Raw genomic sequence first — 15466 nt, forward strand, 5'->3', positions numbered from 1 at the left:
GGTCAACGTCCGCTCCCTTCGAGAGTGCCGAATGTGCTGCCGACGAGCTGCTGGTCGGGACCGGGCACGAACCCGGTCTGGACGAGCTTCACACCGCGGCGGGTGACGACCTGGGCGCGCCCGGCCGGCAGCTTGCGCGGCGCGGCCTCGCCGAGGAACTTGCCTTCCTCCTTGGGGTAGGAGAAGACGACGCCGGGGCTGCCCAGCTCCCACAGCCGGCGGATCACCGGGTCGCTCAGCGCCCGCATCGCGCCCGACGTGCTGCGCGCGACGACCAGGTGCATACCGATGTAGGCGCCCTGCGCGAGCAGCGACAGCAGCGGCTCCAGCGGCGAGCCCATGCCGCCGGTGAGCAGCTGGTAGTCGTCGACGACGAGGAACAGCCGGGGGCCGGTCCACCAGTCGCGGCGCTTGAGCCGGTCGGCGGTGACGCTCTGGTCCGGCACGCGCGGCGACAGCGAAACGCCCGTCTGGGTCGCCAGTTCCTGCAGCGCCTCGGTCGTCGTCGCGTAACCGACGCGGTAGGCCTCGGGGACCTCGGCGTCGAGCTGGCGGCTCGGGTCGGCGAGCACGATCTTCGCCTCGCCCGGCCCGTACCGCGCCAGCACCGAGCGCAGCACCAGCCGCAGCATGTTGGTCTTGCCGGTCTCGTTGTCGCCGAACACCAGCAGGTGCGGGGTGGCGCGGAAGTCGTGCCACACGGGCAGCAGCCGCTGCTCGTCCTGGCCCAGCGCCAGCCGCAGGTCGCCGTCGGGGCGGGGCAGCTCGGACAGCGGGAGCGTCGAGGGCAGCAGCCGCACGGCCGGGGCGCGGCGGCCCGGCCAGAACGTGTGCACCTCTTCGGCGACGGCCTTGGTCGCCGCGGCGAGGTCGTCGGTGGCCGCGCTGCCGTCCATCCGGGGCAGGCCGGCCAGGAAGTGCAGGCCGTCCGGGGTGAGGCCGCGACCCGGCTGGCTCGGCACGGTCTTGGCCTTGCGCGAGCCGATCTCGGACTCCATCGGGTCGCCGAGGCGCAGCTCGAACCGGGTCTGCAGCAGGTCGCGCAGGTACGGCCGGATCTCCGACCAGCGCGTCGACGCGATCACGACGTGGATGCCGAACGACAGCCCGCGCGAGGCGAGCTCGCCGATCTTCTGCTCCAGCTCGGAGTAGTCGTTCTTCAGCGAGAACCAGCCGTCGACGACCAGGAAGACGTCGCCGAACGGGTCCTCGACCTGGCCGCGGCGGCGCAGCTGCCGGTAGACGTCCATCGACTCGACGCCGCGTTCGGAGAAGACGTTCTCGCGGTACTCCATGACCTGCGAGATCTCTTCGATGGTCCGCACCACGCGGTCGCGCTCGAGGCGGGTGGCGACCGAGCCGACGTGCGGCAGGCCGCTGATCGACATGATCCCGCCGCCGCCGAAGTCCAGCCCGTAGAACTGGACCTCCTCCGGCGTGTGCGTCATGGCCAGGGCCAGCACGAGGGTGCGCAGCAGGGTCGACTTGCCGGTCTGGGGGCCGCCGACGACGGCGACGTGCCCGGCCGCGCCGGACAGGTCGGCCGTCAGCAGCTCGCGGACCTGCTCGAACGGCCGGTCGATCATGCCCAGCGGCACGCGCAGGCGGCCCAGCTGGGCCGGGTCCTGCACGGTCATGCCGCGCACGGCGTCCGGCAGCACGCCCGGCAGGAGCGCGTCGAGACTCGGCGACTCGGCCAGCGGCGGCAGCCACACCTGGCGCGCCGCCGGGCCCGCACCGGTGAGCCGCTCGACGAACGCGTCGGCCAGGGTCGGGCCGCTCGGCGCGGTTTCGAGGACCTCCTGGGCGGTCTTCTCGGTCGCCGGGTCCGGTTCGTCGTCGCGGACGATGAACCGGGTCGGGCGGACCTGGGTGAAGAACGGGACGACCTCGGCGCCCGCCCGGGCGACGTCGCTGACGCCGTCACCACCGCCCGCCGGGACCGGGCCGGAGACGTAAGCGGCCTTGAACCGGACCAGGTTCGTGGTGTCGATCTTGAGGTAGCCGTTGCCCGGTTCGGACGGCAGCTCGTACGCGCTGCCGACGCCGATGACGCTGCGGGACTCCATCGAGGAGAACGTCCGCAGCGCGATCCGGTACGACAGGTGGCCTTCGACGCGGTGGATGCGGCCCTCGTCCAGCCGCTGCGAGGCGAGCAGCAGGTGGACGCCGAGGCTGCGGCCCAGCCGGCCGACCGAGACGAACAGCTCCATGAACTCCGGCTTGGCGCTCAGCAGCTCGGAGAACTCGTCGACGACCAGGAAGAGCGTCGGCATCGGCGGCAGCTGCTCGCCGGCCGCGCGGGCCTTCTCGTACTCGAACAGCGACGGGTGGCCGCTCGCGCGCAGCTGCTCCTGGCGGCGCACCATCTCGCCGTTGAGCGAGTCCTGCATCCGGTCGACCAGCGGCAGCTCGTCGGCGAGGTTGGTGATCATCGCCGAGGTGTGCGGCAGCCGGTCCATCCCGAGGAACGTCGCGCCGCCCTTGAAGTCGACGAGGACGAAGTTGAGGATCTCCGACGAGTGCGTCGCCGCGAGCCCGAGGACGAGCGTGCGCAGCAGCTCGGACTTGCCCGAGCCGGTGGCGCCGATGAGCATGCCGTGCGGGCCCATGCCACCCTGCGCGGACTCCTTGAGGTCCAGCTCGACGATCTCGCCGTCTTCGGTGACGCCGATCGGCACCGACATCCGCGCCCGCTGCACCGCGCGCGGGCGCCACTGGCCGGTGATGTCGAAGGTGTGGACGTCCCGGATGCCCAGCAGCGCGGTCAGCCCGAAGTCGCTTTCCAGCGGCTGCTCGGTGATCTCCAGGGTGCCGCTCGTGCGCTTCGGCGAAAGCAGTCGCGCGAGGCCCTCGATCTGCGTCACCGACAGCTCGTCGCGGACCGCCGAACCGACGCCGGTGCCGGCCGGGAACTCGACCCGATCGTCCTTTGTGGTCAGTCGCAGCACCTTGGGACCGCCGGGAAGCGCGCCGGTGACGTCCAGCAGCACGACGTTGCGCAGGCCCGCGCCCAGCAGCCGCGACGACTCGGGGATGGTGGCCAGGTGCGCGACGATCACCACGAACGGCTCGGTCGTGGTCGGGCCGACGGCCTTGTCGTGGTCGTCGCGGTCGGCGACGTCCGGGCCGAGGACGTCCAGCAGCTCGTCGTGGTCGGCGGCCAGCAGCCGCAGCGGGCCGGCCGGGTCGCGCAGGGTGGCGTGCTGGTTGTGCGGCAGCCACTTCACCCAGTCCCACTGCGACTGCGCGGCTTCGGTGGTGAGCACGGCGACGCGGAGTTCGTCCGGCGAGTGGAACACGACCAGCTGCGCGAGCATCGCCCGGACCAGGCCGACGGCGGCCTCGGGGTCGCCGTCGAACTCGACGCTGGTGAAGCTGCGCAGGCCGACCGCCGTCGGGATGCCCGACAGCGACCGGTAGGTCTCGGTGAAGCGGCGCAGGGAGATCGCCGAGAGCGGCTCGAGGTCCTCGATCGGCTTGGTGACCGGCGGGACCAGCTCGAGGGCCGACTGCTGCGAGCCCAGGCCGATGCGGACGCGGCCGAAGTCGTCGTGGCTGACGCGGCGCTCCCACAGGCGGCGGCCCAGCGACAGCGACCAGAGCGAGTCCGGCGACGGGTTGTTCCACGCCACGGCCCGGCGCTGCTGCTCGGCCGTCGCGCGGGCCCGGGTGCGGACCTGCGCGATGTAGCGCAGGTAGTCCCGGCGCTCGGCGCGCATCTTGCGCTTGCGCTCCCCCACCGCGCGGGTCAGCTGGCCGACGCTCATGGCCATCATGGACAGTCCCATGCCGCCGCCGAGCACGTACGTCATCGGCGAACTCCCGCCGACGCCGGAGAACGACAGCACCATGACCATCGACCCGATGCCCATCGGCAGCATCATGAGCAGGGAGTTGAAGTCCCGTGCCGCCGGTTCGGCGAGTACGGGCGGCTCCTGCAGCTCTTCCTGGCCTTCGGGCAGTTCGGGGCCGGACGCGCGCGGGCCGCGCTTGACGGTTTCCGTGCTCACTCCAGCACCCCCGACGGGCGGCTCGCGGACCGGCCCCAGGCGGAGTCGTCCTGGCTCAGGAGGTCCGCCATGGTGCGTTCTTCCTCTTCGGGCTCTTCGGGTTCCGGTTCGGGGGCCTCGGCTTCGGTCTCCATCGCCGGGCCGTCACCGCAGGTCGGCAGCTCGTCCGGGATGAACTCGCCGTCGCCGACCCTGATCCGCTGGTAGGTCCCGCGCGGCTCGTCTTCGGCGGGCCGCCACGGCTCGTCACTGCGCTCGACGAGGTCCGTGCCGGCGTCCTGTTCTTCCTCGGCGGGCGGCGCGAACGGCAGGAGGCCCGGCAGGAACTCGGCGGTGCCGACGTCCCAGGCGGAGGTGTCCTCGTGCGTGTCGACGGGCCGCACGACCTCGACGCGCACGTCATCGTCCGTTGCAGACTTCTCGACCGGGGCGGATCCCCAGCCGCTGACCGGGACGGCGGTCGCCCAGCCGCGCGGGGTGCCGGTGCCCGGGTCGGGTTCACCCGGGGTATCGGCGGTGGCCCAGGCCTCGGCTTGGCCACCCAGCAGGCCGGCGGAGTCCGGACGTTCCGCAGCGGCGCCGCTGTCGGGCGGGGTCGTCGGCGGCGGCATCATCGGCATGGCGCCGGCGGTGACCGGGTCGCCGGACGCGGTGGCTTCCGAGGTCCACGGGGTGTCGACGCCGCCGAGGAGACCGGCGGAGTCGGGACGGTCGCCGGTGGTCGGGACACCGCCGCCGACACCACCGGGCGGGGTCAGGGGCGTTCCGGCGGCCGGTGACGACCACGAGGCCGGAGACCCGCCGATGCCCTTGGCCGGGGTAACCGGCGCTCCGGCGGCCGGAGTCCCGGGCGTACCGGCCACCGGCGACGACCACGAAGCCGCACCCAGGGCCGGAGGCTCGCCGAGGCCACCGGCCGGGGCGACCGGCGCTCCGGCGGACGGCGGCTCGCCGACACCGCCGAGCGGGGTCACCGGCGAGCCAGGCTCCGGTGCCGACCAGGAGGCCGGAGTTTCGCCGTCAGGGGACGACCATGAAGCCGCGATGTCGCCGCCGACACCACCGGCCGAGGTCACCGGCGACGACCACGAGGCCGCGCCGAGCGCCGGGGTCTCGCCGACCGAGGTCGGGTCGCCGATGCCGGTGGGCGCGTCCGGGGTCCAGGGCGCGTTGACGCCCCCGAGCAGCCCCGCCGAATCCGGGCGTTCCGCGCTCGGCGGGTTCGCGCCACCGCCCATGCCGCCCGGCGGCATCATCGGCATGCCCGCGCCCGGGATCGCCTGCTGACCACCGTTCGACGACGGTTCGCCCGGCGCCCGCAGCTGGTTCGCGTCCAGTCCCTTGATCCCACCCGGGTCTACGGAACCGCTACCGAGGTCGCCGAGACCGCCCGCACCGCCGACGTCACCGGGCGGCGCCGACCAGGACGCCGACTCCAACGCGGGAGTCTCGCCGAACGAGCTCGGGTCGCCGAGACCGTCCGGCAACGCCGAATCCCACGGCGCGTCCACACCGCCCAGCAGACCGGCCGAGTCCGGACGTTCCGCGCTGGTGGGGTTCATCCCGCCGCCCATGCCACCCGGCGGCATCATCGGCATGCCCGCGCCCGGGATCGCCTGCTGACCACCGTTCGACGAGGAGAGGCCACCGGGCGCCTGCAGCTGACTCGGGTCGAGCCCCTTGATCCCACCCGGGTCCACCGCGTCCGCGCCACCGCCGATGTCACCGGCACCGCCGGCGCCGCCGACGTCACCGGGAGGCGCCGACCAGGAGGCCGACTCCAGGGCGGGAGTCTCGCCGAACGAACTCGGGTCGCCCAGGCCGTCCGGCAACGCCGAATCCCACGGCGCGTCCACACCGCCCAGCAGACCGGCCGAATCCGGCCGCTCCGCGCTGCTGGGGTTCAGGCCACCGCCCATGCCACCCGGCGGCATCATCGGCATGCCCGCACCCGGCACGCCCGGCTGCTGACCACCGTTCGGAGACGACGACAGGTCGCCCGGCCCCTGCAGCTGGCTCGGGTCCAGGCCCTTGATCCCACCCGGATCGGGGACGTCCGCGCCACCACCGGCACCGACGTCGCCGACGCCGCCCGCACCGCCGACGTCACCAGGAGGCGCCGACCACGACGCCGACTTCAACGCCGGGGCGTCGGTGAGGGCGCTGGGGTCGCCGAGGCCGTCCGGGAGGCTGCTGGTCCACGGCTTGTCGACGCCGCCGAGCAGGCCGGCCGAGTCCGGGCGCTCCGAGCCGGCGGGGTTCATCCCGCCGCCCATGCCGCCCGGCGGCATCATCGGCATGCCGCCGCCCATCGGCGAGGTGAACCCGCCACCCGCCTTCGGGTCCTGCAGCGACGACGGCACGTCGGCCGGGTTGAGGGCGTTCGCGCCCAGCCCGTTCAGGCCACCGGCACCCGGCGGATTGCCCAGGGCGGGCGACTTCAGGTCGCCGAGGCCGTTGACGCCGCCGGCGCCACCACCCGCGCCGACGTCACCCGGCGCCGAGTCGAACGACGGCGCCTTGATGTCACCCAGGCCGCCGGCCCCGGTGTCCCCGGGCGGGCCGTCCAGCGCGGGCGGCTTGATGTCCCCGAGGCCACCGGCCTTCGGGTCGTCCTTGCCCCCGGTGCCGGACGGCGGCGGGGTCAGGCTCGGCGAGGTCAGCGGCGGCAGCGCGCCACCGCCCGCGCCGACGTCCCCGGGCGGCCCGTCCAGGGACGGCGGGGGGACGTCTCCGAGGCCGCCGGGGCCGTTGGAGCCACCGGGCGGCTGCGAGAGAGCGGCGAGGCTCTGGAACGGCGGGGGTGTGCCCCCGCCGCCCCCGCCCAGGCCGGAGTCTCCACCGGGTGGCGGCGGGATTTCGGCACTGGACAACGGCGGAGGCGTGCCTCCGCCACCGCCACCACCCGTGTCGCCGGGCGGGGGCGGGAGTTCGGGCGGCGGCACGTCGCCACCACCACCGCCACCGGTGTCACCGCCGGGCGGCGGCGGGATGGCGGGCGGGGGCGGCGCGTCCGCGGGCGGCGGGATGTCCGGGGGCGGCGGGGCCTCGGGCGGCGGCGGGGGTGGCGGCACGTCCGCGCCAGGCGGCGGGGTGGCCGGCGGCGGCGCGGTGTAGCTGGCGACGGAGAACGAGTGGTACTTGCCGGACAGCTGGTTGCCGACCTGGCGCATGTCGTTGGTCATCATCTCGACGGCGTCGGGGAACTGCGAGATGTACGCGCGCCCGTCGTTGAGCACCTTGCCGCGCGCGATGACCTGCTGGGCGTAGTAGGAATCGATGTAGCGCAACGTGTTCTGCGCCCACTGCAGGTACGCGGCCGAGTTCGCCAGCTGGTTCGGGATGTTGCGGCCGCCGCTGCTGCCGTCGGTGATCTGGTGCACCAGGCCGCTGAACTTCGCGGCCATGTCGTTCATCATGCCCTTGAAGTTCGTCGCCGCGGTGCCCTTCCACGGGCCGTCGTCCCCGGCGAGGGCCTCGACCTGCTTCTGGATCGCTTCGGCGACGACCGACAGGCTCAGCTGCGTCGTCTGGAACACGCCGGCGGCGGCTTGCAGGGACTGCCAGTTCACGTTGGAGTAGGCCTGGTCGGCCTGGTCCTGGCCCGGCGCCATCGACCCGCCACCGAGGATCGCGGCCTCGATCTGCTTCCAGGTCAGGCCGTCGAAGTCCTTGCCGGGGTCACCGGTGGAGTTCGTCGGCGTGTTGCCGGAATCCGGCCAGACGCCGTTGTCGTCCTGGGTGAACCCGTGGGTGTTGTTGTCGTCGCCCATCGTCCCTCGCTCGCCTCAGCTCGCCGAAACCCGCCCGCCCGCGATCAGTGCTGTTTGGACCCGGCGCCGGTGATCTCCGAGCTCAGCTGCCCGAAGTACTGGTTGTAGGCGTCGGTGGTCATCTTGTTGGCCTCGTCGGCGGAGTCGTAGGCGTTGGCCGCCTTGTCGACCGCGTCCGCGGCGTCGTGCATCGCCGTGATGAGGTCCTGCACCGTGGTGCGGGTCGAATCGCGCAGCCCGCCCTCGCCGACGATCGGCTGGAGGAGCTTGTCGTGCGCCGTGGCGAACACGCCCGGCTTGATGTTGACGGTGTCGAGCTGGCCGGGCAGCTTCGACAGCGGGCCGTCGGCGAGCGTGCGCAGGTTCTGCGCGAACGTGTGCATCGCCTGGGTGTTCACCGCGGTGACGCCCTTGCCGGGGTGGTCCGCGCCGCCCGGGACCGGCGGCGCGGTGGAGACGTCACCGACCGGGATGTAGACGTTGCCCTGGTCGCCCGGGTCCTGGTGGCCGGGGCTGTTGAACGCGCCCTCGGTCGAGGGCGGGGCGTCGCTGTGCTGGTTGTTCGGGTTCGCGATCGAGGCGGTTTCGAAGACCACCGGGTCGAAGGCCATGGCGGGAGGAGTCCTTTCCGGTCTGTCGCGTTAGGACGAACCGGCCGGGGCGCGGCGGCTGACGGCCGGGCCCCGGCCGGAGCGCGGGGAGACTCAGCGCTGCGCGAACCGCGTCGCGTTGGCGCTCTCGGTGCTCGACGTGCCCTCGTTGACGGTCGCCAGCGTGCGGCCGGCGGCGTCGAGCGACTGCGGCAGCGTCTGCGCCTGCTGGCGGCACCACTCGTAGGTCGACTGGAACTCGTCGGCCGCGCTGCCGAGCCAGTGCTCGCGCTGCGCGGTGATGGTGCGGTTCATCTGGTCGAGCAGCTCGGTGATCTGCTGCGACTGCTGCTGCGCGCGCCCGACCGTGGCTTCCATCTGCGCGAAGCTGATGGTGAACTGACCCAGAGCCATGGGGTTTTCCTTTCCTGAAGAGGGAGACCGGTCAGAAGCCGGGGAGCCCGCCGATGGTCGCGGCCTGCTGGCGCACGTTCGAGGTGTTGTCCTCGTCCTGGCGGTCGTAGTCGTTCGCGCCGGTCGTGACGTGCTGGGAAAGCGTGTTCAGCCGGTCGACGATCGTCTGCACGGTGCGGTCGAACGTGCCCATCGCCTCCTGGAACACCACGGCCGCGTCCGAGCGCCAGGTGCCCAGCAGCTCCTGCATCGTGGAGTCCACCTGGCGGTTCACGCCCGTGATGCCCTGGCCGGTGTCGGTGATGGTGCTCGCGCCTTGGCGCATGATCCCGGTGTCTACCTTGGCGCCGTTCTGAGCCGCCATTTCGCCTCCTCGAATCCGTGTGTACTGCCCTGCCGGAACGGGGTGGGGCACCATTCGTCCACAAAGGATTTCCGAGAACCCCGGCATCGCCCCGCCCGGCACTCTCGACGCCGGAAGACGTGAAAGCCTGACGGAGACAGCACGGTCATCGTATGAAGGGATCCGCGGGTTCGCGCGGCTCAGTTCCCTTATGGACACAGCGGTGCGAACGCTCGGGCAGAATCGGACATTGCCGGTCAGCGCCCGGCACCAGCACCCCGAGGGATACGGGTCGCGCACGCCCGCTGCCCCTCCGGCCACGAATATCTGCCCCGGAACGCCCGGTGGCGCGGGCGGGCAACCCTACGAAAGTCGCGGATTTCGGCTGAGGCTCAGGAAAGTCGACACGAGTGCCTCGCTCAAATGAGCAGCTTTCCGGAGTTGTCCGATATGGACATTCTTATTTCTTCGGTACCGCACCGGATTCGGTGCGGTACCGCATCACTCATCCGGGGGATGCCGTACGCACGAAACCGCCCCGGTCTCCGAGGGAGACCGGGGCGGCACGGGGTGGTCGGTCAGCGGCGGCCGAACAGGCTCCGGCGGCGCGCGGGCAGGCGTCCCGCGACGGCGTCCTCGATCAGCGCGCCGACCGTCTCGTGGGCGCACGTGCGGTTCGCCCCGATCCCGCCGGACGGGCCGCGCTTGATCCAGCCCGCGACGTACGTGCCCGGAAGCCCCTCGACACGGCCCGCGGTGTTCGGGACGCGCCCGGACTGCTCGTCGAACGGCAGGCCCGGCACGGGGACACCCCGGAACCCGGCGGCCCGCACGACCCGGCCCGCGCAGATCTCGACGTCGCCGCTTGGGCCCGTCACGCGTACGCCCCGGACCTCGGTGTCGCCGGTGAACGCGACCGGCGCCGAGTGGAACCGCAGCACGATCCGGCGGCGGTCGTCCGGCGGGGCCGCGGACCAGTCCACGGACTCCCGCGGCAGGCCGCGCAGCCAGGCCGCCTTGCCCTCCCCCTGGTCGACGGCCGCCGCGACCCGCGGGTCGTGCGTGTCGACCACGAGGTCGACGCCGGCGCGTCCGGCGAGGGCCAGCAGCTCCGAGCGGGTGCACGCGGCCGTCTCCGGGCCACGGCGAGCCAGCAGCACGACCTCGCGCACCTTGCTCGACCGCAGCCGGGCCAGCGCGGCCGGCGCGATCTCGGTGCCGGCCAGGGTCTCGGGGTCGGCGGTGAGGACGCGGGCGACGTCGAGGGCGACGTTGCCGGTGCCGACGACGGCCACCCGCTCCGCCGAGAGGTCGACGGCGCCGGGCGCGACGTCCGGGTGGCCGTTGTACCAGCCCACGACGGTCGTCGCGGCGAGGCTGCCGGGCAGGTCCTCCCCCGGGACGCCGAGGGGACGGGCCGCCGTGGCGCCGACCGCGTAGACCACCGCGTCGTGCCGCCGGGCCAGCTCGGCCGCGGTGACGTCGCGGCCGACCTCGGTGCCCAGGCGCAGCCGCAGCCGCGGGTGGTCGTGGAAGCGCGCGAACGTCTCGCCGATCTTCTTCGTCGACGGGTGGTCGGGCGCGACGCCGTAGCGGATCAGGCCGCCGGCCACCGGCAGGCGGTCGACGAGGGTGACCCGGGCGTTGGTGTGCAGCAGCAGGTCCTCGACGGCGTACATGCCCGCCGGGCCGGTGCCGACGACCGCGACGTCCAGCGGCGCGAAGTCGCTTGGGAGTACTCGCGTGAACGCCGGGGGCGCCCACCGGTGGAAGTTCGGTGCCGTGGTCGCCTCGGCCAGCACGTCCCGCCCGGCGTAGTACCCGGCGTTGATCTCTTCGTAGGCCCGCAGCGGCCCGGTCAGGTCGCCGGCCGGGAAGATCGCGTCGACCGGGCACGCGTCGGCGCAGGCACCGCAGTCGATGCACGTGTCCGGGTCGACGTAGAGCATCTCGGTGCGGCCGAAGTCCGGCTCGTCCGGCGTGGGGTGGATGCAGTTGACCGGGCAGACCGACACGCAGGAGGCGTCGGCGCAGCAGGTCTGCGTGATCGCGAAGGCCATGACGTCAGATCAGGTTCGCGCGCTTGTAGAACCACAGCGCCGGCTTGGTCAGCAGCCCGGCGGAGTGCAGGAACTCCATCAGCCCGGAGCAGCTCGAGCGCAGCATCGACTTGTGGTGCTGGTTGGCCTTCGCCTCGCGCCGCGCGCGCCGGCCGTCGAGCCCGGCGTTCTCGTAGACCTTGGCGTTCACCATGCTCGTGACGATGAAGTAGGACGCGATCGAGACGACCAGGGCGTTGATCTGCCGTCGCACCCAGCCGGCGCCTTCGAGCCGCTCGCGGGTCTCCTCGCGGGCGAACTTCATGTGGCGCGACTCCTCGACCACGTGGATGTTGTTGATGGTCCGGACGAACGGGACGACCCGCTCGTCGCGCATCCAGTCGCGCTGCATGACGTCGAGGACCTCTTCGGCGACGAGGATCGCCGCGTAGGCGGCCTCGCCGGTCGCGGTCGCCTTGAACACCCGGCCCATCTCGACGACGAATCGCGTCGGCCGGTAGGCGGGCGCGCCCAGCTTGGCCGCGCCGCGGGCGAACATGATCGAGTGGCGGCACTCGTCGGCGATCTCGGTCAGCGCCCACTGGAACGCCGGGTCGGTCGGGTCCTTCGCGTAGAAGTCCCGCAGGATCATCTGCTGCAGGATCATCTCGAACCAGATCCCGGTGCTGGCCACCGACGCCGCCTCGTGGCGGGTCAGCTCACGCTGCTGTTCCGGGGTCATCTCGTCCCAGTAGGACGTCCCGTAGAGCGTGCTCCACTCGGGGCTGGCGCCGTGGAAGCTCTTGTCGAGCGGCGTCTCCCAGTCGACCTCCTTCACGGGGTCGTACGAGAGCTGCTCCGACGAGTCCAGCAGCCGGCGCGCGATGGTCTCGCGGTCCGAAACCTCCGGCTCACGCTCGCTGATGCTCGTCATAGCCGACCTCCTCGTCAGGTGTTACCACGGTTTACTGTTACCAACCGTAACACATACTGGTTCCAGTGCACACCCGTCCTCGGAGTCAGCGGTCGCGGAACTCGCTCGGCGGCGCGCCGAGGAGACGGTGGAACATCGTGGTGAACGCGCCCGGGCCGGAATAGCCCAGGCCGGCCGCCACTTCGGCCACCGGCACGCCCGCCGCCAGCAGCGGCAGCGCGTGCAGCACGCAGGCCCGGCGCCGCCACGGGGCGAGGCCGAGCCCGGTCTCGGCGCGGAACCGGCGGTGCAGCGTCCGCTCCGCGACGTGCAGCCGGGCCGCCCAGGCCGCCGGGCGGACGTCGACGCGTGGTTCCGCCAGGAAGTCCTGGCACAGCCGGCGCAACGCCGGGTCGGCGGGCAGCGGCAGGTCGAGCGGTAGCGGAGCGGCCCGACGCAGCTCGTGCAACGCCAGGTGCAGCAGGGCCGCGTCGCGCCCGCGCACGGCGTACCGCGGTGGGACGTCGACCGCTTCGCGCAGCAGCTCCCGCAGCAGTGGCGACACCTCGACGACCCGGCAGCGAGCCGGAAACCACGGCACCGCACGGGGTTCGACGTAGAGGCTGCGGGTGCTGACCCCGTCCATCCGCACGGCGTGCGGGGTGCCGGCGGGGATCAGCACGGCCCGGTGCGGCGGCACGATCCACGCCCCGTCGGCCGTCTCGACCCGCATCGAGCCGGTCACGCCGTAGAGCACCTGGGCCCGCCGGTGCCGGTGTTCCGCGAGCACGTGGCCGGGCGGGTAGTCGGTGCCGATGGCGACGACGTCCCGCTCGAGGCCGTCGACGGTGTCGATGTGGATGTTGCGCACGAGCCCGAGCCTAGATGGCCGGAACTCGGAAGGAAGTGGCCGATCATCGAATGCCCGCCACGCGCGTCTGCCGTAGCGTCCCGGCACGTGCTCCTTTTCGGACTGGGTGTCCTCAGCGGCGTCACCACGGCGCTCTTCGGTTTCGGCGGCGGGTTCGTGACGGTCCCGGTGGTCTACGCCGTGGCCGCGGCGGGCCCGGGCGCGATGCACGTCGCGGTCGGGACGTCCGCCGCGGTGATGCTCGTCAACTCGCTCGGCGCGACGATCACCGTGGCACGGGCGGGCCGGCTGCACCGGGAGTACGTCTGGCCGCTGGCCGCGTTCGTCGCCGCCGGCGCGGGCCTCGGCGCGCTGGCCGCGACGAACGTCCCGGACGGCGTGCTGCACGCGCTGTTCGCGGCGTACCTGGCGGCGACGATCCTCGACAGCCTGCTGCGGCGCGGGTTCGTCCGCGGCGGTGAGCGGCGGCCGCTGAGCCGGGCCACGGTGACCGCCGGCGGCCTCGGAATCGGGGCGGTGGCGGCGTTCCTGGGTGTCGGCGGCAGCGTCCTGACCGTGCCGCTGCTGCGGCGGCGCGGCCTGCCGATGAGCGACGCGACCGCGCTGGCCAACCCCCTCAGCCTCCCGGTGGCCGCGGTGGCGACGGCCGTCTACCTGGCCTCGCCCGGGCCCCCGGCGATCGACCCGCCCGCGGCGGCCCTGTTGCTCGCCGGCTCGCTGCCGGCGATCGCGCTACTGCGGCGGTGGTCGCCCGCCATCCCGGACCGCGCGCACGCCGTCGCCTACCTGGGTTTGCTGGGCACGGCGCTGGCCACCATCCTGCTGTGACCACCCGCCGGCGTGAACTCGCGCGCCACATACCCGGACCCGGCAACACTCCGTCGCCTACCTCGGTTGCCGGGCATGACGCTGGCCACCACTCTGGCGTGACCACCCCCTCGCGCCCGCCACACCCGGACCCGGCGGCACTCCGTCGCCTACCTCGGTTCGCCGACCACGACGCCAGCCACCACCCCACAGCGCGAACTCAAGCGCGCCACACCCGGACCCGGCGGCACTCCGTCGCCTACCTCGGTTCGCCGACCACGACACCGGCCACCACCCTGGCGTGACCACTCCAACGGCATGAACCCGGGCGCGCCACACACCCATCCCGGCAGCACTCCGTGACCCACCTCGGTTGCCGGGTACGACGCCGGCCACCACCCTGGCGCGACCACCCCACGGAGTGAACTCGCGCGCGCCACACCCGACCCCCGCAGCACTTCGGTGTACAGTCGTTCACTCATTCGTGTGTCGATCGGCAGGAACCGGTGCACCCATCCAGCGATTCACCAGCCGGGCCCTTCGGCTCCGGGCTGCTCGGCCCCCTCGACCAGGACGTCTCCGTGCTGCGCCGGCGCGTCCAGCGGCTGCTCACCCTCACCCTGGTCGCCACCAACGTCATCGGGGCGCTGGTCGTGGTCGGGCTCGCGGCCCTGCTCATGCCGGCCCCGGGCCTGTCCGGCGACCTCGTGCACGCCACGGCGGTCGCGGTGCCCGCCTACGTCGTGTCCGCCGTGGTCATCGGCGCCCTCTGGGGCACCCGCGGCGCCCTGCGGACCCTCCGCTGGGCGGCCGAGGGACGCCGTCCGAGCGACACCGAGCGTGCCGCCAGCCTGCGTGTCCCGCTGCGCCTGACGCTCGTGCAGGCGGTGCTGTGGGGCGTGGCGACGGTGGTGTTCGCCGGACTGGCCGTGTTGCTCCAGCCCGGCGTCGCGTTGACCGTGTTCCTCGTCGTCGCGTTCGCGAGTGTCGTCGTCTGCGCGATCGCCTACCTCTTCGGCGAATTCGCCCTGCGGCCGTACGCCGCGCGAGCCCTGGCGGGCACCACCCCGGCGCGGCCCCTCAGCGGCGGCGTCAACCTGCGGATGCTGCTGTTCTGGTGCCTGGGCACCGGCGTCCCGGTCGCCGGGCTGGTGGTCACCGCGGTGCTGGCCTGGGTGCGCGGCGACGTGTCGACGACGAAGCTCGCCGTCTCGGTGATCGCCCTCGGGCTGGTGGTGCTGTGCTTCGGCCTGCTGGTCACGGTGTTCACCGCCCGCGCCGTCGTCAACCCGATCCGGTCGGTCCAGGACGCGCTGGCCCGGGTGCGGGCGGGTGACTTCGGCGGCGAGATCCCGGTCTACGACGGCACCGAGCTCGGCCTGCTGCAGGCCGGGTTCAACGGGATGGCCGCCGGGCTGCGGGAGCGCGAGCGGCTGCGGGACCTGTTCGGCAGGCACGTCGGCCGGGAGGTCGCGGTCGAGGCGATGCGGACGTCCACCGAGCTCGGCGGCACCGTGCGCACGGTCTCAGTGCTGTTCGTCGACGTCGTCGGCTCGACGGCCCTGGCCGCGAGCCGCCCGCCCGAGGAGGTGGTCGGGCTGCTCAACCGGTTCTTCGCGGTGGTCGTCGACGAGGTCGACCGCCACCACGGGCTGGTCAACAAGTTCGTCGGCGACGCGGTCCTGGCCATCTTCGGGGCGCCG

General features: G+C 73.1%; 10 protein-coding genes. 2 read left to right on the forward strand and 8 right to left on the reverse strand.

The features are described 5' to 3' along the window. Nucleotides 1–2: 2 nt before the first annotated feature. The 8 genes from eccCa to ACGFMK_RS37695 form a co-directional block, all read right to left on the reverse strand. Nucleotides 3–4013, reverse strand: a complete 4011-nt coding sequence (gene eccCa, locus ACGFMK_RS37660) for a type VII secretion protein EccCa (protein WP_392773756.1) — start codon at nt 4011–4013, stop codon at nt 3–5. Beyond that, nucleotides 4010–7786, reverse strand: a complete 3777-nt coding sequence (locus tag ACGFMK_RS37665) for a hypothetical protein (protein ID WP_392773758.1) — start codon at nt 7784–7786, stop codon at nt 4010–4012. Before ACGFMK_RS37665 ends, eccCa begins: the two co-directional genes overlap by 4 nt. A 44-nt stretch (nt 7787–7830) precedes the next feature. Continuing rightward, nucleotides 7831–8397, reverse strand: a complete 567-nt coding sequence (locus ACGFMK_RS37670) for a hypothetical protein (RefSeq protein ID WP_392773760.1) — start codon at nt 8395–8397, stop codon at nt 7831–7833. A gap of 93 nt (nt 8398–8490) precedes the next feature. Next, nucleotides 8491–8790: a WXG100 family type VII secretion target gene (locus ACGFMK_RS37675; protein ID WP_323330614.1), complete on the reverse strand. Its 300-nt coding sequence runs from the start codon at nt 8788–8790 to the stop codon at nt 8491–8493. Nucleotides 8791–8821: 31 nt separating this feature from the next. Continuing rightward, a complete protein-coding gene (locus ACGFMK_RS37680) occupies nt 8822–9154 on the reverse strand; it encodes a WXG100 family type VII secretion target (protein ID WP_392773762.1) in 333 nt (110 codons plus the stop codon). A gap of 557 nt (nt 9155–9711) precedes the next feature. Continuing rightward, nucleotides 9712–11193 carry an FAD-dependent oxidoreductase gene (locus tag ACGFMK_RS37685; protein ID WP_392773764.1) on the reverse strand — a complete coding sequence of 494 codons (1482 nt, stop codon included), beginning with the start codon at nt 11191–11193 and terminating at the stop codon, nt 9712–9714. A 4-nt stretch (nt 11194–11197) separates the two neighbouring features. Further along, the gene (locus tag ACGFMK_RS37690) at nt 11198–12106 is read right to left on the reverse strand and encodes a diiron oxygenase (RefSeq protein WP_392773766.1); all 909 of its coding nucleotides are present in this window, start codon (nt 12104–12106) and stop codon (nt 11198–11200) included. Nucleotides 12107–12191: 85 nt separating this feature from the next. Further along, nucleotides 12192–12956, reverse strand: a complete 765-nt coding sequence (locus ACGFMK_RS37695) for an AraC family transcriptional regulator (protein WP_392773767.1) — start codon at nt 12954–12956, stop codon at nt 12192–12194. Between the two features lie 87 nt (nt 12957–13043). On the opposite strand from ACGFMK_RS37695, the gene ACGFMK_RS37700 reads away from it, so the two are divergent. Both ACGFMK_RS37700 and ACGFMK_RS37705 read left to right on the forward strand, forming a co-directional pair. Continuing rightward, nucleotides 13044–13784, forward strand: coding sequence for a sulfite exporter TauE/SafE family protein (locus tag ACGFMK_RS37700; RefSeq protein WP_392773769.1), 741 nt, complete (start codon nt 13044–13046; stop codon nt 13782–13784). 485 nt (nt 13785–14269) lie between these two features. Beyond that, the coding region (locus tag ACGFMK_RS37705; protein ID WP_392773771.1) for an adenylate/guanylate cyclase domain-containing protein at nt 14270–15466 on the forward strand (1197 nt) is incomplete at its 3' end.

It is taken from the genome of Amycolatopsis sp. NPDC049252, from assembly GCF_043197175.1.
GTDB lineage: Bacteria > Actinomycetota > Actinomycetes > Mycobacteriales > Pseudonocardiaceae > Amycolatopsis.

What these genes read in the sequence shown, in the direction of transcription:
- ACGFMK_RS37680 (WP_392773762.1), bottom strand. Translation starts at nt 9,154, where the DNA reads ATGGCGGCTCAGAACGGCGCCAAGGTAGACACCGGGATCATGCGCCAA.
- ACGFMK_RS37675 (WP_323330614.1), bottom strand. Translation starts at nt 8,790, where the DNA reads ATGGCTCTGGGTCAGTTCACCATCAGCTTCGCGCAGATGGAAGCCACG.
- ACGFMK_RS37665 (WP_392773758.1), bottom strand. Translation starts at nt 7,786, where the DNA reads ATGGGCGACGACAACAACACCCACGGGTTCACCCAGGACGACAACGGC.
- ACGFMK_RS37685 (WP_392773764.1), bottom strand. Translation starts at nt 11,193, where the DNA reads ATGGCCTTCGCGATCACGCAGACCTGCTGCGCCGACGCCTCCTGCGTG.
- ACGFMK_RS37690 (WP_392773766.1), bottom strand. Translation starts at nt 12,106, where the DNA reads ATGACGAGCATCAGCGAGCGTGAGCCGGAGGTTTCGGACCGCGAGACC.
- ACGFMK_RS37670 (WP_392773760.1), bottom strand. Translation starts at nt 8,397, where the DNA reads ATGGCCTTCGACCCGGTGGTCTTCGAAACCGCCTCGATCGCGAACCCG.